Here is a 20881-nt window from a genome sequence, read left to right on the forward strand (position 1 = left end):
ACTGGAGAAGAACCACATGATGCAGGATTATCAATCGAACCGCCCCATCAGGCAGCAACCGCCGGGACGATTCACGAACAAGTCAGATCAAACGGTAGAGAGAATCAGAAAAAGGAAGAAAAAACAGACGCAGCGCCGTATGGTGCTTTGCGGTGCGATCGCCGCACTGGAGCTGCCCTCCATATCCTACGATTTCGCCTATACCATCGACGGCAACAAGCTCATGATCGATTACGCCAACGAGTCGGTGCGGGATTCCGAATATGAATTTACCGTTGATGGAAATACCCTTACCTTGATCGGTGGCGAGGGCACGGTCGGCAGGACATACGAGCTGAGCGGAGTATGCGTTACAAGATGTCCGCCTATGATGATTTTACGGAGGAATATGATTATCGTGTGAAATACAACAGAACACACAGATAACAGGGTGGAGATTGTATGGAATTTTAAAGAGATATGATTGTGAAAGAGGTTATTAAAATTTCACAAATTAATTAGTAGGCAGGAGGTGCTTTTTCGTGTATACTATAACCAGAGGTCAGAAATACAGGAAGAACACCGAAGAGATTTGGAGGTGATAAGAATGCTGACAAAGCAACAAAAACACGAGCAGGATATGCAGAGAATAAGAGAATTTCGCCTGTTTGATGACGATTTTTTGAAGAAATGCTTTGAAGATCATGATGAATGTGCGGAGCTTGTTCTGCGTATTATAATGAATAAAGAGGACCTTAAGGTTCTTCATTCTAAAACGGAATATGTCATCCAGAATTTGCAGGGGCGTTCCGTTAGGCTGGATGTAAAGGCTACGGATTCTGAGAATAAGGAATACGATATAGAGGTGCAGCGAGCGGATAAGGGAGCAGGACGAAAGCGTGCAAGACACAACAGCAGTATGTTGGATGCCAATGCACTTGCACCACAGGAAGATGTCAATTTTCTTCCGGAAACATATGTGATATTTATTACGGAGCATGATGTGATAGGAAAAGGAGAGCCGATATACAGAGTAGAGAGAAAAATTCTGGAAACCGATGAATTTTTTGATGATGGTTCCCACATCCTGTATGTGAATGGAGCATATCGAGGGGATTCGGATATCGGGAAGCTGATGCATGATTTTTCCTGTACCGATGCGGATGATATGTTTTATGGAAAACTGGCAGACAGAGTCAGATACTTCAAGGAAGATGCGAAAGGAGTTGAGAGTATGTGCAAAGCAATTGAAGAAATGAGAAATCAGGAGCGTGAAGAAGTAACACGTGAGTTCGTTGTTCGTATGATTCGTGATGGCGAAACATCCGTTGAGAAAATGGCACGTTATTCCGGCTTGTCTTTGGATGAAGTGAAAGAAATCGTAAAGCAGGAAGCAGTTCTTGCCTGATTATAAGGTGTGCGTATGGGGCAGAGAAATCTGCTCCATATTTGTTGTAAAGGAAGAAAAACAATTTTCAGATACCACTTCGAACGGTGGAAGAGTGGGAAGCAAAACAAGAAGGAACACGATGATACTGTTTGAGGTCACAGTTTGTGACCTCAAAAGAAGGGAGAGGTGGAAGAAGATATATATGTCAGCTCTTACAATGTCAACCATAAGATTTAATGGAATGGAAAGTTGACTTGAAACCAGAACTGTCATATGAGAATAGATTTGGAAACAATGAATATGAACAATGAATATGATGATTTGTCAGTTGAAAAAAAGTGAATTTGGTGGTATGCTAAGAAAGTATATCTATGCTTAACTTTTTGGTTTGCTGAACAAATCAGAAAGGATTGATATATATGGGTAAATCGTTAAATGGTACAGTTGTGGCACAGTAAAGCAAAATTTAAAATACAAAATGCCGAAGAATGGCTTAAAATCAGGAGGTTTTAATAAAATGGAAGCATATAAAAAAGAGTTTATCGAATTTATGGTGGAGAGTGAGGTTTTGAAGTTTGGTGACTTTACATTAAAGAGTGGAAGAAAGTCACCATTTTTTATGAATGCAGGTGCATATGTAACCGGTTCACAGTTATCCCGCCTTGGAGAATATTATGCAAAAGCAATTCACGACCACTATGGTACTGATTTTGATGTACTGTTTGGACCGGCATATAAGGGAATTCCGCTTTCTGTTGCAACAACAATCGCATTCAGTCGTCTTTATGGCAAAGAGATTCGCTACTGTTCTAACCGTAAAGAAGTAAAAGACCATGGCGATACCGGAATTTTGCTTGGAAGCAAAATCAAAGATGGTGACCGTGTTGTTATTATTGAGGATGTAACGACATCCGGAAAATCTATTCAGGAGACATTCCCAATCATTCAGGCACAGGGAGATGTAACCATTCTTGGACTGATGGTATCCTTAAACCGTATGGAAAAAGGACTTGAGACAGACAAATGCGCATTGGATGAGATTCAGGAGAAATATGGTTTTCCTGCAAATGCAATTGTCAGCATGGCAGATGTGGTAGAGTGTTTATACAACCGTCCTTGTCAGGGCAGGCTTATCATTGATGATAAGATGAAAGAAGCAATTGATAAATATTATGAGCAGTATGGGGCAAAATAAACAGCAAAAATGAAATGGGGAAAAGGAATTGAGTCAGAAGACGAGAAAACTGCTTCGTATCGGAGTATGGATTTTATTCGTAATATATCTGGGTCTGCTTTGCTATTTCCTGTTCTTCTCAGAAATGATGGGAAGAACCTATTCCGAAAGAAGCTACCATTATAATCTTATGCCCTTAAAAGAAATCAAGCGGTTTATTATTTACCGGAAGGTACTGGGGACGAAAGCAGTCTGCTTTAACCTTCTGGGAAATATTGTCGCTTTTATTCCTTATGGAATGCTTCTGCCATTACTGGCACATAATCAGAGAAAGTTCTACCGGATAGTGCTTTTGAGTTTTGACTTCAGCCTGCTGGTGGAACTGGTACAGCTTGTATCCAAGGTAGGAAGCTTTGATGTAGATGATCTGATTTTAAATACCATCGGCGGGGCAATTGGATATGTTGGATTTTTGCTGGCAAATCATATCCGGTGTCACAAATTTGAGCAGAAAGAATAGACTTCGGTACAATATGGTATCGGGAGAAAGAACATGAGAAAAAGACGAAGAGGATACAGAAAATATAAATTTACGGAAAAAACACTTTCGAAAAGAGGAATTACAGCACTTGTTCTGGCATTACTGTCACTGGTCAGTTTTGTGGTGATGGTAGTTCTTGCATTCAGAAGTGCCGGTAATTTAAGCATATACATAGCCTGCTATGGAATCCTGGCCTTTTTTGCAGCATTAGCCGCAGTGATTCTTGCAATTATAAGCCTGAAGGAGGAAAATTCATTTCGCAGCATTCCGTATGCTGCTACATTTTTCTCGATTTTTTCACTGCTTATCTGGATTGCTGTCTATGCAGGCGGTATTCTGTTGTAGGCAAAATTAGAAATATAAAGGATATAAAGTATGGAATATCAGAATTTAAACGCAGAAGAAAGAGAAGCAATTACAGAACGACTGGATTTGGTAACGGAACGGATACATGAACTTGCGGCAGAACCGGAGGTTTGTGAGCCGTTCCGTGCTTATTTTAAAGGAACGGCAGCATTTATTGTAAAAACGGAAGAAGTATTGCGGCAGGTATTAAATGACAGCTTCTGCAGCCAGAGCAGGAAAACATTACAGAAGATAAATGAAGCATTGTATGAGGATATTTTGCCGGAACATTATAAAGAAAGCTATGCCAACCCGGATTATGCCTGTATAACCCTGGGCGAGGAATACGGCACACTCCTTAGCATGCTCTATGCAGAGCTTCGGAGCCTGATTCCTTATGCTTATGAGGGCGATGTGGAAGCCTATACCTGCTTCTGTGAATTGTTTATCCAGGTTTATACCTGTTTTAATGACGAAGAGGGAACAACCCCGAAAGAAGTGCAGCAGGCAATTTACTGGTTCTTCCACGATTATAGTGAATTGTTTACCGAGCGCAGCGTCTGTGAAATGGTAGATGCCAGCCGGGATTTCTTTACCCGGATAGTAATGGATTCTGATTTACAGGATTTAAAATACCTTTATTATTATGGAGAACCAGTCGGAGAAAATGAAATCCGTATGGCAGAGTATATGAACCAGCTTCCGCAGGAGAAGATTCAGGCAATGGCGGATACTTATACGGAAGGCTACCGGATTGGCTTTATTACCACCGGAAAAGACTTATCCATAAAATCTACCGTAAATGTGGAATATGCCATCGGAATGGAACGTATGGTGCGGGCAGCAATTGCTAATTTTGAGAAGATGGGATTAAAACCGACGATTTACCGGGAGGCGTTTTCTTCCTTCCGTAACCGCGGCAATTCCAAGCGGGGCTGCTATGCGGCTTCTGTGAACCGTCAGTTTGATTATGACCATAAAGCAGATAAAGCAGTATATTTAGATAAAGCCTTTGTGGAACGCCGATTAGAGACACTCCGGACTGTATATGAAGATAAGAAAGAACTTGCAGCAGGCTACGCAGGCCCGGCAGTAATCGAAGTGTTTGGAGAACCGTTATTTGAACCGGAAAATAAAAAAACTGCCTGCCATTACAGCGACAAGCAGAATGAATTAAATGTCTATTATGCGTCACAGGCTGGGCAGATTACCAATCAGTATATTAAGGGAGAGGAAAGAAGCTTTACGATTATTGCTTATCCGCTCCCGCAGATTGGCAGCAACTTTGAAGAAATCTTTGATAAGACGGTAGAATTAAATACACTGGATTATACCCTGTACCGGGATATGCAGGCGAAAATTATTGAAGTATTAGACCAGGGAGTCAGGGCACATATCAGAGGAAAAGGCGATAACGAAACAGATATGACCGTGGAATTATACCACCTTAAGAATCCACAGAAAGAGACTATCTTTGAAAATTGCGTGGCAGATGTCAATATTCCGGTAGGGGAAGTGTTTACTTCACCGGTGCTGACCGGAACCCACGGAGTACTGCATGTATCTTATGTCTATCTTAATGGACTCCGGTATGAGAACCTGAAAATGACGTTTGAAGATGGAAAAGTTGTGGATTACAGTTGCAGTAATTTTGACAGTGAAGAAGAGAACCATAAATATATTTATGATAATGTGCTGATGCACCATGATACGCTGCCGTTAGGGGAGTTTGCTATTGGAACCAACACCACGGCATACCGGATGGCAAAGGACTTTGATATTGCAGATAAATTGCCGATTCTGATTGCAGAGAAGACAGGTCCACATTTTGCAGTGGGAGATACCTGTTATTCCCAGGCAGAGGATACGCCGGTTTATAATCCGGATGGCAAAGAAATTGTGGCAAGGGATAATGAAATCTCAATTCTTCGGAAAGAAGACGAAAGTAAGGCATACTTTAACTGCCATACGGATATTACGATACCGTATGATGAATTAGACTGCATTTATATTGAAAGGGCAGATGGCAGTACCGGGGATATTATAAGAGATGGCAGGTTTGTAGTACCGGGCACAGAAAAACTGAATGAGCCGTTGGAAAATAAGACTTCATTTCCGGCGTAAAACAGTGTATACTAAAAGGACAAGTATCTATGAGAAAAGGAGAAAGAAAATGGCAAAAGTAGGAATTGTAATGGGCAGTGATTCAGATATGCCTGTAATGGCAAAAGCAGCAGATATTTTGGAACAGCTTGGAATCGAGTATGAGATGACAATTATTTCCGCACATCGTGAGCCGGATGTATTTTTTGAATATGCAAAGAGCGCAGAGAGCAAAGGATTTAAAGTAATTATCGCAGGAGCAGGAATGGCAGCACATCTTCCGGGAATGTGTGCAGCAATCTTCCCTATGCCGGTAATCGGAATTCCAATGCATACCACATCTTTAGGCGGAAGAGATTCTCTTTATTCTATCGTACAGATGCCAACCGGTATTCCGGTAGCAACCGTTGCAATCAATGGTGGCGCAAATGCAGGAATTCTTGCAGCAAAGATTCTTGCAACATCAGATGATGCATTATTGGCACGATTAAAAGAATATTCTAAGAATTTAAAAGAGCAGGTAGAAGCAAAGGATAAGAAGCTTCAGGAAGTCGGCTACAAAGAATACATGAAATAGCAGGCGTAAGTGAGTCAGTATGCCTTTATCGTTGACGAGCGGCGAAATCATTAGATAAGAATAGTGAAATAGAGGAAAAAGAAAAGGGTAGAGAGAAAAAAGTTTTAAAAATAAGGTTGAGGAGAATACGAATGAAAACAACACTGATTATTATGGCGGCAGGCATTGGCTCCCGTTTTGGCGGCGGAATTAAGCAGCTTGAGAAAATGGGACCAAATGGCGAGATTATTATGGACTATTCCATTTATGACGCGGTGGACGCAGGTTTTGATAAGGTTGTATTTATCATTCGCAAGGATATTGAGGCGGATTTTAAAGAAATCATTGGAAACAGAATCGGAAAACAGGTAGAAGTAGATTATGTATTCCAGGATATCAATGATATACCGGAAGGCTTTACAGTGCCGGAAGGCAGAACAAAACCATGGGGAACCGGTCAGGCAGTATTATGCTGCAAAGGCGTAGTGAAGGAACCATTTTTAGTCATCAATGCAGATGATTATTACGGAAAAGAAGCATTTGTAAAGATGCATGATTTTCTGGTAAATCATGAAGAGGATAAGGAAAGATTCCGCCTTGGAATGGCTGGATATATCCTGAAGAACACACTGAGTGATAACGGAACCGTTACCCGTGGTGTCTGTGTGGTAGATGAAAAGAGTGGCTATCTTGAAAAAATTTTAGAGACACACAGCATCTATGCCGATGAAAAAGGAAAAGTACATTGTGAAGAAGCTGATGTGGCAGAATGGATTCACCCGGATGTAAATGTATCTATGAACATGTGGGCTGGCTATCCGGATTTTATTGATTATCTGGAAGAGGGCTTCCGTGAGTTCTTGGCACATATTGAAGACAATCCGATGAAGAAAGAGTATCTGCTGCCAAATATTGTGGAATTGCTTTTGAATCAGGATAAGGCAACCGTAAAAGTTTATGAGACAGCAGACCGCTGGTTTGGAGTTACTTATTTAGAGGACAAACCATTTGTTGTGGATTCCATCCGCGGACTGATTAAAGACGGTGTCTATCCGGAAAATCTTTGGGCATAGAATTGGAGGATTGTAACATGAAAAAGAAGAGAATTGTGATTGCATTAGGACATGAAGCATTGGGAACAACACTTCCGGAACAGAAGAAAGCAACCAAGCTTACCGCAAAAGCAATCGGAGATTATATTAAGGATGACTGTCAGGTAGTTCTTTCCCACAGCAATGGACCACAGGTGGGAATGATACATACTGCAATGGCTGAATTCGCAAGAATTTATCCGGAATATACTGCTACTCCGATGTCTGTCTGCTCTGCTATGAGTCAGGGCTATATCGGATACGATTTGCAGAATGCCATTCGTACCGAATTATTAAACCGTGGAATTTACAAACCGGTATCTACTGTTTTAACACAGGTAACCGTAGACCCATACGATGAAGCATTTTATCATCCAACCAAAATTATCGGCCGTGTCATGACAGAGGAAGAGGCAGAAGCAGAAGAGAAGAAAGGGAACCATACGGTAAAACAGGGCGATGGATACCGCCGTATCGTAGCAGCTCCAAAGCCAATGGACATCGTAGAAATTGATGCCATCCGTGCACTTTCCGATGCAGACCAGGTAGTAATTGCCTGTGGTGGTGGCGGTATTCCTGTATTAGAGCAGGATAATAATCTAAAAGGTGCCAGCGCAGTCATTGAAAAAGACCTTGCAGCAGGCAGACTTGCAGAGCTTTTAGATGCTGACCAGCTCATTATCTTAACTAGTGTAGAGCGGGTATGCTTAAATTATGGTACAGCCAATGAACAGCCATTGGATGAGATGACCGTAGAAGAAGCAAAACAGTATATGGACGAGGGACAGTTTGAAGAAGGAACCATGCTTCCGAAGATTCAGGCAGCAATCGATTACATCGGCAATTCTGCAGTCCGTTCCGTACTGATTGCAAACTTAGAGGAAGCATTAGATGGTGTCAGCGGATTAAAGGGAACTTTGATTCATAAGTAAGATGATATAGGGAAATGTGAGGGAATCTATGAGAACATCAGAAAGAAGCACATTCCATAAGGGCAGCAGGCACTCGGCAGTTACCGTATGCCTGTTGCTTGTTATGTGTCTGGTATTTCTGACCGCTTGCGGGAAGGATAAAAAAGACGATACAGTTGCGAATGTGAATACCGAAGAAACATTAACAAATACAGAGGTACCAACAACAGAAAATGTAATTGACACCGAAGAAGTTGTAGATACGGAAACAGAAACAGAGACGGAAACAGAGCATGTTCCGGCAGTATTGAATCCGGATACGGTAGTTTATGCAGAAGAGACTGTTTATACGACAACAAGAGTCAATGTGAGGGTAGAACCTTCTACCGATGCAGAGGTTTATAAGAAATTATCTGCGGGAAAAGAACTTACCCGCACTGCAAATGATGGAAGCTGGAGCCAGGTTTCATTGGATGAAGGAACTTATTATATAGCATCCGATTATCTGACCACAGAGAAGCCGCAGGAGCCGGTAGCATTGACTGGAAGTGCGGGAACCGGAATTACATCCGGAAGCGGTGGACATGTCATCTGCATTGACCCGGGACATCAGAGCAGAGGAGACAGTACACCGGAGCCGGTAGCACCGGGATCTTCTGAGACCAAGGCAAGAGTAACCGGAGGAACATCCGGCGTTGCAACCGGACAGACAGAGTATCAGCTTAATTTATCCGTCAGCTTAAAATTGCGGGATGAACTGGTTGCAAGAGGTTATACCGTAGTCATGACAAGAGAAACCAATGATGTGAATCTCAGTAACAGCGAGCGGGCAGCCATTGCAACCAATGCGGGAGCAGAAGCATTTGTCCGTATACATGCCAACGGATCTACCAACAGCGGAGCCAATGGGGCTATGACAATCTGCCAGACGGCGTCCAATCCGTATGTAGGAAGCTTTTACAGCCAGAGCCGTTCTCTTTCCCAGAATATACTGGATAGTCTGTGTGCGCAGACCGGTGCAAAGAAGGAATATGTGTGGGAGACGGATACCATGAGTGGAATTAACTGGAGTACCGTACCGGTAACAATTGTTGAAATGGGATATATGACAAATCCCACCGAAGATTCCAATATGGCAACGGACTCTTATCAGACTCAGATTGCACAGGGAATCGCCAATGGGATTGATGCTTATTTTGCCGGTAATTAGGCAAGATAATTAATGACAGCAAAGAGAATGAGATCTTCTTTTGGAGAAGCATTTGCAATGCTGTGGGACTCTCCGCTTTTGCAGACGCAGGTATCACCGGCTTCTAAAGCAACGATGGTTCCGTTATCGTCATAGGCTGCATGACCGGAGAGAATGGTGATGATTTCTTCTTCCCCTTCATGCATATGCTTTCCGAGAGAACAGCCCGGTCTTAAGATGAGTTTTGCAATCATCTTGGCTGGGCTTTCATAGTCTATAGGATTGACGGAACGGATAATCTCAACAGTGCCGGTTCCGCCTTTCATATTTTCGTTAAAAATATGTTTTAATTCAGATGCTCTATGATACATATATTACCTCCTGAATAGTTGTGCTATGCATTACAGTATAGTCAGTGAGCAGTCAAATGTAAATATGTATTGTGATAGAAAATTATTGCCAATAAGAATGAAAAAGAAATACAGGAGACCTTTATGAATTTATTATCAGCAGAGAATATAACCAAGACATTTACCGGAAGAAAGTTATTTTCCAATACCTCCTTTTATTTGCAGGAAGGAGAGAAAGTCGGAATTGTGGGAATTAACGGAACCGGAAAATCCACTTTACTGAAAATGCTGGCAGGCTTAGAGGAACCGGATGCTGGAGAAATCACCAAGGCAAATCATGCGGTAATCCGCTATCTTCCGCAGATGCCGGAATTTGGAGAAGAAGAGACTGTTTTAGAAAGTGTACTGGTAGCGGCACACCGGAAAAATCAGGCAGATGCTTCCGGGGAAGATTATCAGATGTGGAATTTAGAGAGCAAGGCAAAATCCATGCTCACAAGACTTGGCGTATATAATTTTGAAGAAAAGACGAAAAACTTATCCGGTGGAGAAAGAAAACGTCTGGCTCTTGTGGCAGTACTTTTAACACCCTGCGATATTCTGCTGTTAGACGAGCCTACCAACCACCTGGATGCAGATATGGCAGAGTGGCTGGAAGGATACTTAAAGGGCTTTAAGGGAACACTGATTATGGTAACCCATGACCGGTATTTTCTGGACAGCGTATGTAACCGTATTGCAGAAATTGATAAAGGCTCCATTTACAGTTATCAGGAAAATTATTCCGGTTATCTGAATCTGAAGCAGGAGCGCATGGATATGGCAGTTGCCGGGGAACGGAAGCGGCAGTCCATCCTTCGCAAGGAGATCGCCTGGATGCAGCGGGGCGCAAGGGCAAGGTCTACCAAGCAGAAAGCCCATATCAAACGTTATGAGAATCTTAGAGACCAGGCGGGACCACAGTTTGATAAGCAGGTGGAATTGAGTTCGGTTTCCAGCCGTATGGGAAAGACGACGGTAGAGCTTCATCATATCAGTAAATCCTATGGAGAAAAAAAGCTGATTGAGGATTTTTCCTATATCTTTCTTAAGAATGACAGAGTCGGATTTGTGGGACATAATGGATGCGGTAAGACCACTTTGATGAAGATTATCGATGGCAGGGTAGAGCCGGATGCCGGAGAACTGGTTATCGGACAGACCATAAAGATAGGCTATTATTCCCAGGAGATTGAAAAGGATGCATCGGCGGGAGTTGCCTATATGGATCCGTCTTTAAAGGTTATTGAATATATCCGCAATACTGCAGAATATGTCCGGACAGAGGATGGACTGGTATCCGCATCAGCCATGTTGGAGCGTTTCTTATTCCCACCGGAAGAACAGTATGGCGTTATCGGAAAACTTTCCGGTGGAGAAAAGCGGAGACTGAATCTGCTTCGTGTATTGATGGAAGCACCGAATGTACTGATTTTAGACGAGCCGACCAATGATCTTGATATTACCACACTGGCAATCTTAGAGGATTATCTTGATAATTATGATGGAATCGTCATTACAGTATCCCATGACCGGTATTTCCTTGACCGTATCGCAAAGCGGATTTTTGCATTTGAACAGGGAAACATAAGACAGTATGAGGGCGGTTATACGGATTATCTTGCCAAGCGGCCGGAGGATGAGACAGCAGTGGGAAATGCAGGCACAGAGACTTCCGGGAAGAAAGCAGACCAGACGGAAAACGCAGATGCCACAGAGAATGCCGAAAAGAAGGATTCCAAGGCGACCTGGAAGAGCGGCAGGAAGTTGAAATTTACCTGGCAGGAGCAGAAGGATTATGAGACCGTCGAGGACGATATTGCAGCTTTGGAAGCAAAGTTAGAAGAACTGGATGAGAAGATGGGAAGCTTTGCCAGTGATTTTGTAAAATTAAATGAGCTGACCCAGGAGAAGATAAAAGTGGAAGATGAATTAGAGCATAAGATGGAACGCTGGGAGTATTTAGAAGAACTGAATGCCAGAATAAAGGCTCAGGACAGGTAGGAGATAAGGCTATGGAGAAGGAAAAAAACAGTAAGAATATTATGGATTATGCAACGGTTACACTCTTAGATGCAGAGAATGCCATTGAAATCATCGACCAGACAAAGCTGCCGGGAACGATAGAACTAATCCGGTTAAAGAGTGCACAGGAAATCTGGGATGCCATTTATTTATTAAAAGTCCGTGGCGCACCGGCAATTGGTGTAGCAGCAGGCTTTGGCATTTATCTTCTGGCAAAAGAAATTGAAACAGAGGATTATGAAGTCTTTTATGAAGCTTTTCAGAAACAGAAAGAATATTTGAATTCTTCCCGTCCGACCGCAGTCAATCTCTCCTGGGCACTAAACCGGATGGAGAGGGTCTGCATTGCAAATAAAAATAAGCCGGTTGCAGAGATAAAAGAATTGCTTCATAAAGAAGCCCTTGAGATTCAGGAAGAAGATATCCGGGTCTGCAAAAGTATCGGAGAACACGGGCTGACACTGGTGAAGCCGGGTGATGGCATTTTGACCCATTGCAATGCCGGACAGCTTGCCACCAGTAAATATGGGACTGCTACAGCACCGATTTATCTGGGGGAAGAAAGAGGTTATCATTTTCATGTATTTGCAGATGAGACAAGACCTCTTTTGCAGGGGGCGAGACTTACTTCTTTTGAACTGCATGCAGCAGGGGTGGATGTGACCCTGATTTGTGATAATATGTCTGGCACCGTCATGAAACAGGGACTGGTACAGGCAGTATTTGTAGGCTGCGACCGGGTGGCAGCCAATGGAGACACCGCAAATAAAATCGGAACCTCCGTTGTGGCAACGGTAGCAAAGCGGTATCATGTACCTTTTTATGTCTGTGCACCGACCTCTACCATTGACTTAAATACAGCAACCGGAGATGACATCTGCATTGAAGAGCGTCCGGCAGAGGAAGTGACGGAAATGTGGTATCAGGAGCGGATGGCACCGGAAGGCGTCAAAGTATACAATCCGGCATTTGATGTGACAGATCACGATTTAATAAGCGGAATTGTAACAGAGTATGGAATCGCAAGAGAGCCATATACGGAGAGCTTAAAAGAAATCCTTTCGAAGAGAAATGCATAAGGTATCAATTTTTGTGCAAACTGATATCTTGAAAAGTATCTATCAGTAAGGTATGATAGTAATAATGAGGTTTTAATAAAAATATAGGCGGTGTCGATCACGTACACCGCCTGTTTAGCGAAAAGAGGGAATAGAAATGGCAATAAAGTTTCAGAAAGAGCCAATGAATGCACATTCATCCATAAAGCATGTAATCGGCGTAGTCAGCGGTAAAGGTGGTGTTGGAAAATCTTTTGTCACAGCATCCATGGCAGCCGCTATGCGTAAGAAAGGTTATGAAGTAGGTATTATGGATGCCGACATTACCGGACCATCCATTCCAAAGATGTATGGAATTCACGGAAAAGCAGTCGGAGATGGAAAAGAGATTCTTCCGGCAGTGGCAGAAGACGGAACCAGGATTATGTCTGTAAATTTATTGGTTGATACAGAAGAAACACCGGTTGTATGGCGTGGACCAGTCGTTGCCGGCGTAGTAAAGCAGTTCTGGAGTGACGTGGTATGGGGTGACATTGATTACCTTTTCGTAGATATGCCACCGGGAACCGGAGATGTTCCACTGACTGTATTCCAGTCTCTTCCGGTAGAAGGAATCATTATCGTAACTTCTCCGCAGGAACTGGTTCAGATGATTGTAAAGAAAGCATATAACATGGCAGGGATGATGAATGTTCCTGTCCTTGGAATCGTTGAAAATTACAGCTATTTAAAATGTCCGGATTGTGGAAAAGAGATTTCCTTATTTGGAGAAAGCCATATTGATGAAATCGCAGCAGACCTTGATTTGTCCGTTCTTGGAAAACTTCCATTGGATCCGGCATATGCAAAAGCTGCCGATGCAGGACAATTTTATACTATGGACAACCCATATATTGCCAAAGCAATTGAGACGTTGGAACAAATTTAGATAATAACAGGTAATCTGCCATTTCGGTGGGTTACCTGTTTTATGCGGGAAAATATGTTTCCCGTAGTTAAAGCGGATGCAGCATAGCAACAGAAAAATGCATGAAAAGCACCGCAGAAGTGGAAAATAAAATTCCACGGATATCACACATTATATTTTAAGGAGGAGCTTTCGTTATGAACGAACGAAAAGACGCAATTCGCGACGCACGGACACTTGGTGTTCCGAAGATGCTGTTGTTAGGACTTCAGCACATGTTCGCAATGTTTGGCGCAACCATTCTTGTGCCGATTCTGGTGAACAGCTATTTTGAGGGAGAAGGCCTTTCCGTACAGGTTACTTTAATCTGTGCCGGTCTTGGAACTTTATTCTTCCACCTTTGTACCAAATTAAAAGTACCTGCATTCTTAGGTTCATCCTTTGCATTCTTAGGAGGATTTTCTACGATTGCACAGTTGGATACCGGAGTCTTTGCAGACATGACCATGGGAGAGAAGCTTCCATATGCCTGTGGTGGTATTGTTGTTGCAGGAGCTTTATATCTGATTCTTGCACTTGTTATCAAGGTCGTAGGAGTAAAGAAAGTAATGCGTTTCCTGCCACCTGTTGTAACAGGACCAATCATCATCTGTATCGGCCTTTCCCTTGCACCATCTGCAGTAAACAATGCATCCACCAACTGGATTCTTGCACTGATTGCACTGGCAGTTATCATTATCTTTAACATCTGGGGAAAAGGAATGTTCCGCATTATCCCGATTCTTTTAGGTGTTGTCATTTCCTATGCAGCAGCACTGATTATGCAGGCAGCAGGACTGACTAATCCGGATGGAAGTGCTATCTTAAACTTTACCGAAGTAGCATCTGCAAGCTGGGTAGGACTTCCTCCATTCCAGTTATGCAAATTTAACCTGACTGCAATCTTGGTTATGGCACCAATCGCACTGGCAACTATGATGGAGCATATCGGAGATATGTCTGCAATTTCTGCAACTGTTGGTGAGAACTTCATCGAAGATCCGGGACTTCACAGAACCTTAATCGGTGACGGACTTGCAACCGCATTTGCAGGTATGGTTGGTGGTCCTGCAAATACTACATATGGTGAGAATACCGGTGTATTGGAATTAAGCCGTGTGCATGACCCTAGAGTGATCCGTATTGCAGCTGTATTTGCAGTTATCTTAAGCTTTATTCCGAAAATGGCTGAAATCATTGGTTCTATGCCATCTGCAATCATCGGTGGTGTCAGCTTCATGCTTTATGGTATGATCTCTGCAATCGGTGTCAGAAACGTAGTAGAAAATCACGTTGATTTTACCAAATCCCGTAACTTAATCATTGCAGCAGTAATCTTAGTCAGCGGACTTGGATTTTCCAATGGACTTACCTTTACCATTGCAGGAACCAGCATTACCTTAACCGGACTTGCAATCGCAGCTTTAGCTGGAATTATCTTAAATGCAATCTTACCTGGTAAAGATTATCATTTCGGAGATGATCCAAAGGCAGATGCCAACCGTGGACTTGACATGAATCCGATTCAGGAAGAAGATATTCAGTAAGTAATAAAAAGCAATTTATGTAGAAAGAAACAGGTCATGTTCAGCTTGTGAGGGCTGGGATGACCTGTTTTGCGTTGCTTGGGAATGGCTGGAGTTTAGTTTTTTAATATTTCATTAAGTTGTTTCGAAATCAAAGGAAACACGGTATACTATAAGCAGCAGTAAAAGTGATGAAAACGTACGGAAAGAAGAGGAACATATCATGTTAGAACAGTTATTACATATAGATGGGCAGATTTTATTATGGATACAGGAGTATCTGCGATTCCCGGCATTGACTTCCGTGATGAAGGATATTACGAATCTTGGAAATGCTGGAATCTTATGGATTCTGATAACCATTGTGCTTTTGTTGGACAAGAAGACGAGAAACATAGGCTATATGTCGGCACTGGCATTAATTGGTTCGTTAATTGTAGACAATATTATACTTAAAAATCTGGTGGCAAGAACCAGACCCTATGAAGTGGTTGATGGATTGAAACTTTTAATTGAAAAGCAGTCAGATTATTCTTTCCCATCGGGACATACCGGAAGTTCTTTCGCATCAGCAATTGTATTATGGAAAGAGCTTCCTAAAAAATATGGAGTAATGGCATTAATTGCAGCTGTTCTGATTGCATATTCACGGTTATATGTAGGGGTGCATTATCCATCGGATGTGTTGGCAGGAGTGGTGATTGGAACCGTACTGGCGTTAGTTTCGGTATGGCTGGTAAAAATGATTCAGGGACAGAAGAAACTTGTGAAGTAAGAGAAACATTTCTGAACTAGAGGCGAAGAATAGAGAATGATAGAAAACAGAGAAGAGCCAGAAAACAGAGAAGAGCCAGAAAACAGAAAGCAGGAGGAGAAGGATGGAATTACAGCAGGCGGTGGAATTATCAAAGCGGGTTCAAAATGAAATCAAAAAAAGCGTAAAAGGAAAAGATGATTGTATCCGGAAGGCATTCTGTGCAATTTTAGCAGGAGGACATATTTTAATTGAAGATGTACCGGGAGTGGGAAAGACAACGCTGGCGCTGGCTTTTTCGAGGGCATTGTGCCTTGAAAATCACAGAGTACAGTTTACACCGGATGTACTGCCGGCAGATATTTTAGGCTTTTCTATGTATGATAAGGAGCAGGGCGGCTTTTATTATCATCCGGGTGCAGTCATGTGCAATCTGTTTTTGGCAGATGAAATCAACCGTACTTCTCCAAAGACCCAGTCAGCCCTGTTAGAGGTTATGGAAGAGGGAAAAGTGACGGTAGATGGCATCAGTCATCCGGTTCCGAAACCATTTCTTGTAATGGCAACCCAGAATCCGAAGGGAAGTGCCGGGACACAGATGCTGCCGGAATCCCAGTTAGACCGTTTCATGATTTGTATGAGCATGGGATACCCGGATTTGAAAAGTGAGATTGAGATTGCCAAAGGAAAGAGCATCGGACAGAGCTATGAGAGCATAGAAGGTGTGATGACAGGGGCGCAGCTGCAGGCAATGAAAGAAACCGTAGAAAATATTTTTATACATGACAGAATTTATGAATATATGATGGGCGCTGATTCATGCCACCAGAAAAAATCCTTATATTGAGCTGGGCGTCAGTCCGCGTGGAATGGTGGCACTGACGAAAATGGTGCGTGCCAATGCATTTTTTAATGAGAGAGATTATGTGATTCCGGCTGATGTAGAGGATGTTTTTTATGATGTCACAAAGCATAGAATCGTATTAAATACCAAAGCACGGGTCACCGGGGTGTCCGGGGAAGCAGTTCTTGAAAAAATTATGGAAGATACCACAAAACCAACTTCATTTAAGGGAAAAGAGTAGCCTATGGCAGCAGGACTGATACTTGTACTTATTGTTGGTGCATTAGGATATCTTGGAATCATTTATACCAGCCCGGCATTGATGCTTTTGGCGATTTGCTGCGGAGTAATGCTGTTTTTAGGCTATGGCTATATTTTATATATGATGCTTCGGGTAAAATGCCGGATTCAGATTCCGATTGTTATGGCAGAGCAGGAAGAAGGCGTTATGATCTGTGCGGTGACGGAAAACCGGAGCAGGCTGCCATTGCCGAAGGTAGTATACCGGATGGATTACCGGAATTCTTTTGGCAGGAAAAAAAGAATATTATCCATACAGGCGGCAGCGGATGCAAAGAGCAGCAGCCGGATGAGCGTGGAGGTAGCAGCAAAAAGCAGTGGAAATTATACATTCCGGCTGGTTCGGGTAAGATTTTATGGTCTGCTTGGAATCGGCTATCTGACCAGGTATGTGCGCTATGAGGAACGGCTTTCCATTATGCCAAAGATAATGCCGGTAATGATAGAGGTGGGATTAGCATCCCGGTATTTTCAGGGGGAATCGGAAGTATATGATGATAAAACCGGGGGAGATGACGTATCTGAGGTATTTCAGATCCGTTCCTTTCAGCCGGGAGATAAAATCCAGAATATCCACTGGAAGTTATCTGCAAAAGAAGAGGAATTAATGGTGCGGGAAAACAGCCAGCCGATGGGCTGTCCGGTGGTGATTCTGCTTGACATCAGCGGAGGGCAGAAAGAGACGGAGAAGCAGAGAAACCACTTTTTTGAAATGGTAATTTCGATTTCTTTTGGACTGGTGGAAAAACAGTGCCCTCATTATATCGCATGGTATGATGAAAAGGAACATGACCTCATCCGGGTAAGGGTAGATAAGGAAGAGAAGGTATATTATTTTATTCTGCTTTTGTATGGAGCGGTTCAGAGCCGGGAAAAGATGGATATTGCACTTTTATATCAGGAGAAATACCGGGGTGAGACAGCAGTTACAAAGATAGAAATGAACCTTGCAGGAAAACTTATTGTGGCAGGAACGGAAATAGAAGATTTCGCAAAAGCGGAGATTAGAGTATGAGAAAAAAGAAGAAAACATATGCATCGGTTATGAAAAAGACTGGAAACATACGGTATTCGCAGAAAGGACGGCGGGCAGGAAAAATTGCATTGCCGCCGCAGGTCATGCGTGTGGGAATGCAGAGCCTGCTGGCTGTACTTTGGGAGCTTTCCATGTTCTTTATATTTGGAGACATCTTTCTGACTAACCGGTTTGGAAAGCCTGTATTGATATGGGTTTCTGTTTCTGCGGCAGCATTGACGTTTTCTTTTTCCTATTTTAAGAAGGCGGACAAGTGGCTGCTGCCTGTGGGAGAACTGCTGGTGGGACTGGTGCTTAGCCGGAAAGAGCTTTACCCAGGGCTGGCAGGACTGATCCGGCTGGTAGTGCAGAAAATCAATATGTACTATAATGTGCAGATTGTATCCGGATTTGAACGGTATCTTGATTTAAATCCGGTGGTAGCAGTAACAGCATGGCTGTTAGTTATCTTGTCTATTCTGCAGATTTATTTTCTGGTGGTAAGAAAACGGCTGGCTGGAGTGTTGATTCCACCGCTACTTCTTATAATGCTGGATTTTGCGGTGGGCTATGCACCATCAAAGCGGGCATTGATTTGTTTCTCACTGGCTGCGGCAGGAAGCTTTGGCTACCGGGCTGCCGGCCGGGTGGAATTAAAGCAGTTGGAATATCTAAGGCAGAAAGCAGTATGCCTTTTTCTGGTGGTGGCGGTAGTTGTTTCTTCGCTGGTATTTAGAGTGGCAGAACCGAAAGCCAAAGAAATGGTGGCAAGAAGAAGTGAAATTGAAAAAACTGCGCAGGATATGGTAACAGAAATGGCAATGACAGCTGCCAATCTTTTGGCAGAAATTCCTTTTGGTAAAGATATTTTCTCCTTCCATCAGCCGGGACGGGTCAGCAATATGGCACCGGAATTTGAGGACAAGCCGGTTATGGAAGTGACTGCTTATCAGATACCGGATGATACGGTATATTTAAGAGGTTATGTAGGCGATTATTACAAAAATGGAAGCTGGAAGACTTATGATTCCAGTGATTTTGTGACTGCCATGCAGGAAGTGGACAGCAGTCTTAAGGAACAGACCGCGGGACAACAGGTACAGAATATTCTGGCATATACCCAGAGCTATTATACCTATTACTGGGATACCATTTACCGGGTGCAGTATTTTGATGAGAAAGACCCCTATGCATACCTGCCATACTATACGTTGGCAAGCTATTATCAGGATGAACGGCAGCCCGCCGGGGTTCTTATGGATGGAGACCGTACTGTGCTCCGGAATGGCAATGACGTTCTGGAAGTAGACGGAACCATAAGAAACAGCATGTCACATCTTTATATGAATGCTTTGTTTACAGCAGATTTGACAGATGGTGCTTATGTGGACCGGAATGAGACACTGAGCGAATCGGAAGTAAATGAAATTATAGAGAATATGAATAGCTGGCGGTATGATTTGGCTGGGTTTAACAGCAAATTACCGGAAGACGAATGGGCATTTATAAAGAAATATAATGAGTATACGGAAAAATATACGTATGTGCCGGAAAATCTCACAAGAATCCGGGAACTGGGAAATCAGTTGGAAGCGGAGTATGAAAGAGATTATTCGGATTTTGTAGATAACCGATTTACTGAGAATGGTACTTATTATGATAATATTTATAACTTTAAGGAAATCTATGCAGTCTATCTGGTGAAACGGGAACTGGCGAAGTGTAACTATAATCTGGATTTGGACAATGTGCCATGGGGACAGGATGTAACAGAACATTTTCTGTTTGATACGAAGGAAGGCTTTTGTCAGCATTTTGCCAGTGCTGGAACACTGCTTCTGCGGCAGATGGGAATTAAGGCACGGTATGTCAGCGGCTATGCTGTAAGTACATCAGAGTTTAAAAAGGACAGTGATGGGAATTATACGGCAGAGGTTCTTGATAATCAGGCACATGCATGGACGGAAATTTATATAGACAGTGTTGGCTGGGTGCCGGTGGAGATGACGCCGGGAAATAAAACCGGCATTGACCGTCTGGAGATTCAGCAGGAAAGTGACAGCATTACCATCCGGATGAATGATGGCAGAACAGCAGACCTAATTACGCTGGAGCGAAGTGATTATCAGGACAGTTCCAAAGATGACAGTCAGTCGGATTTATCTGGCAGCGGAATGCCAAATACGGAAAATCAGAATACAAAAAATCAAAACACAGAAAGTCAGGATACAGAAAACCCAGATACAGAAAACCCGGATACGGAAAATCAGGGCACGGAAAACCGGAATACAGAAAATTCCATGCAGGATGGCAATAAGGCAGGAAAACAGAATCAAAAGGGAAGCCGTTTAAAGGTCATTTTGATTGCTGTGGTAATCATCATTCTGCTTCTTGCAGCAGGTATCTGGTATTACTTAAGAGAGATAGAAGGAAAACGGAAGAAGGGAACACATAGTTACAAGCGTATCATCCGTTGGAATTCGAACCAGATTTATCGTATTTTACGGCGGAAGGGCATTGTAAATGCTAAAGTACAATCCGACCGGGCATTCAGGGAACAGCTTTTAAATTATGGGGGCTGGAGCATGGAAGAAAAGGAGCGTTATCTTCAGATTCTTGAAGTGGCAGCGTATAGCCATAAGAAACTTACCAGAGAGGATATGCAGTTTGTACAGAAGCTTTACCGGAAGTTAAAAGAATAAAAACAACAGCCGCACCAGTGTATACACGGATACGGCTGTTGAG

The 20881-nt window shown here is 42.9% G+C and carries 19 protein-coding genes and 1 pseudogene; 19 read left to right on the top strand and 1 reads right to left on the bottom strand.

All coding sequences use genetic code 11. From position 1 onward, the window contains the following. Positions 1 to 16: 16 nt before the first annotated feature. From DWX96_RS02160 to DWX96_RS14485, 11 genes are all read left to right on the top strand, one after another. Entirely contained in the window at positions 17 to 403 is a 387-nt protein-coding gene (locus DWX96_RS02160) for a DUF5640 domain-containing protein (RefSeq protein WP_227701064.1), read from the top strand. A gap of 183 nt (positions 404 to 586) precedes the next feature. After that, complete coding sequence (locus DWX96_RS02165) at positions 587 to 1387, top strand: PD-(D/E)XK nuclease family transposase (RefSeq protein WP_022244160.1); 801 nt, start codon at positions 587 to 589, stop codon at positions 1385 to 1387. Beyond that, positions 1380 to 1622, top strand: a complete 243-nt coding sequence (locus DWX96_RS02170) for a hypothetical protein (RefSeq protein WP_118056440.1) — start codon at positions 1380 to 1382, stop codon at positions 1620 to 1622. The genes DWX96_RS02165 and DWX96_RS02170 overlap by 8 nt, the downstream gene beginning before the upstream one ends. A gap of 264 nt (positions 1623 to 1886) precedes the next feature. Continuing rightward, positions 1887 to 2564: an orotate phosphoribosyltransferase gene (gene pyrE / locus DWX96_RS02175; protein ID WP_022244161.1), complete on the top strand. Its 678-nt coding sequence runs from the start codon at positions 1887 to 1889 to the stop codon at positions 2562 to 2564. 28 nt (positions 2565 to 2592) lie between these two features. After that, positions 2593 to 3063, top strand: a complete 471-nt coding sequence (locus DWX96_RS02180) for a VanZ family protein (RefSeq protein WP_118056439.1) — start codon at positions 2593 to 2595, stop codon at positions 3061 to 3063. Between the two features lie 33 nt (positions 3064 to 3096). Then, the gene (locus DWX96_RS02185) at positions 3097 to 3429 is read left to right on the top strand and encodes a DUF6142 family protein (RefSeq protein ID WP_117697499.1); all 333 of its coding nucleotides are present in this window, start codon (positions 3097 to 3099) and stop codon (positions 3427 to 3429) included. A gap of 30 nt (positions 3430 to 3459) precedes the next feature. After that, positions 3460 to 5553, top strand: a complete 2094-nt coding sequence (locus DWX96_RS02190; protein WP_118056438.1) for an aminopeptidase — start codon at positions 3460 to 3462, stop codon at positions 5551 to 5553. A gap of 49 nt (positions 5554 to 5602) precedes the next feature. Next, on the top strand, positions 5603 to 6109 hold the full coding sequence (gene purE / locus DWX96_RS02195; protein ID WP_022244165.1) for a 5-(carboxyamino)imidazole ribonucleotide mutase: 507 nt from the start codon (positions 5603 to 5605) through the stop codon (positions 6107 to 6109). 131 nt (positions 6110 to 6240) lie between these two features. Continuing rightward, complete coding sequence (locus DWX96_RS02200; RefSeq protein ID WP_117697503.1) at positions 6241 to 7161, top strand: sugar phosphate nucleotidyltransferase; 921 nt, start codon at positions 6241 to 6243, stop codon at positions 7159 to 7161. Between the two features lie 17 nt (positions 7162 to 7178). Beyond that, a complete protein-coding gene (gene arcC, locus DWX96_RS02205; protein WP_022244167.1) occupies positions 7179 to 8111 on the top strand; it encodes a carbamate kinase in 933 nt (310 codons plus the stop codon). A 28-nt stretch (positions 8112 to 8139) separates the two neighbouring features. Next, positions 8140 to 9300, top strand: coding sequence for an N-acetylmuramoyl-L-alanine amidase (locus DWX96_RS14485; RefSeq protein WP_022244168.1), 1161 nt, complete (start codon positions 8140 to 8142; stop codon positions 9298 to 9300). Here DWX96_RS14485 and DWX96_RS02215 read toward each other — a convergent pair. Further along, positions 9297 to 9650 (bottom strand): cupin domain-containing protein, encoded by a 354-nt coding sequence (locus DWX96_RS02215; protein ID WP_022244169.1) that lies wholly within the window; start codon positions 9648 to 9650, stop codon positions 9297 to 9299. The two genes, DWX96_RS14485 and DWX96_RS02215, sit on opposite strands and share 4 nt — an antisense overlap. A 123-nt stretch (positions 9651 to 9773) precedes the next feature. On the opposite strand from DWX96_RS02215, the gene DWX96_RS02220 reads away from it, so the two are divergent. From DWX96_RS02220 to DWX96_RS02255, 8 genes and pseudogenes are all read left to right on the top strand, one after another. Further along, the gene (locus DWX96_RS02220; protein ID WP_118056437.1) at positions 9774 to 11672 is read left to right on the top strand and encodes an ABC-F family ATP-binding cassette domain-containing protein; all 1899 of its coding nucleotides are present in this window, start codon (positions 9774 to 9776) and stop codon (positions 11670 to 11672) included. Positions 11673 to 11683: 11 nt separating this feature from the next. Beyond that, complete coding sequence (mtnA, locus tag DWX96_RS02225) at positions 11684 to 12772, top strand: S-methyl-5-thioribose-1-phosphate isomerase (protein ID WP_118056436.1); 1089 nt, start codon at positions 11684 to 11686, stop codon at positions 12770 to 12772. Positions 12773 to 12908: 136 nt separating this feature from the next. Then, entirely contained in the window at positions 12909 to 13679 is a 771-nt protein-coding gene (locus DWX96_RS02230) for an Mrp/NBP35 family ATP-binding protein (protein WP_242988692.1), read from the top strand. Positions 13680 to 13855: 176 nt separating this feature from the next. Beyond that, positions 13856 to 15244, top strand: coding sequence for a uracil-xanthine permease family protein (locus tag DWX96_RS02235; protein WP_117946494.1), 1389 nt, complete (start codon positions 13856 to 13858; stop codon positions 15242 to 15244). Positions 15245 to 15446: 202 nt separating this feature from the next. Then, positions 15447 to 15998 (top strand): phosphatase PAP2 family protein, encoded by a 552-nt coding sequence (locus tag DWX96_RS02240; protein ID WP_118056435.1) that lies wholly within the window; start codon positions 15447 to 15449, stop codon positions 15996 to 15998. A gap of 103 nt (positions 15999 to 16101) precedes the next feature. Beyond that, a pseudogene (locus DWX96_RS02245) lies at positions 16102 to 17062 on the top strand (AAA family ATPase). 3 nt (positions 17063 to 17065) lie between these two features. Then, a complete protein-coding gene (locus DWX96_RS02250; protein ID WP_118056434.1) occupies positions 17066 to 18136 on the top strand; it encodes a DUF58 domain-containing protein in 1071 nt (356 codons plus the stop codon). Further along, positions 18133 to 20838 carry a transglutaminase-like domain-containing protein gene (locus tag DWX96_RS02255; protein ID WP_118056433.1) on the top strand — a complete coding sequence of 902 codons (2706 nt, stop codon included), beginning with the start codon at positions 18133 to 18135 and terminating at the stop codon, positions 20836 to 20838. Before DWX96_RS02250 ends, DWX96_RS02255 begins: the two co-directional genes overlap by 4 nt. Positions 20839 to 20881 lie beyond the last annotated feature (43 nt).

Source organism: Roseburia sp. AF22-2LB (genome assembly GCF_003461125.1).
Taxonomy (GTDB): Bacteria; Bacillota; Clostridia; order Lachnospirales; family Lachnospiraceae; genus Roseburia_C; species Roseburia_C amylophila.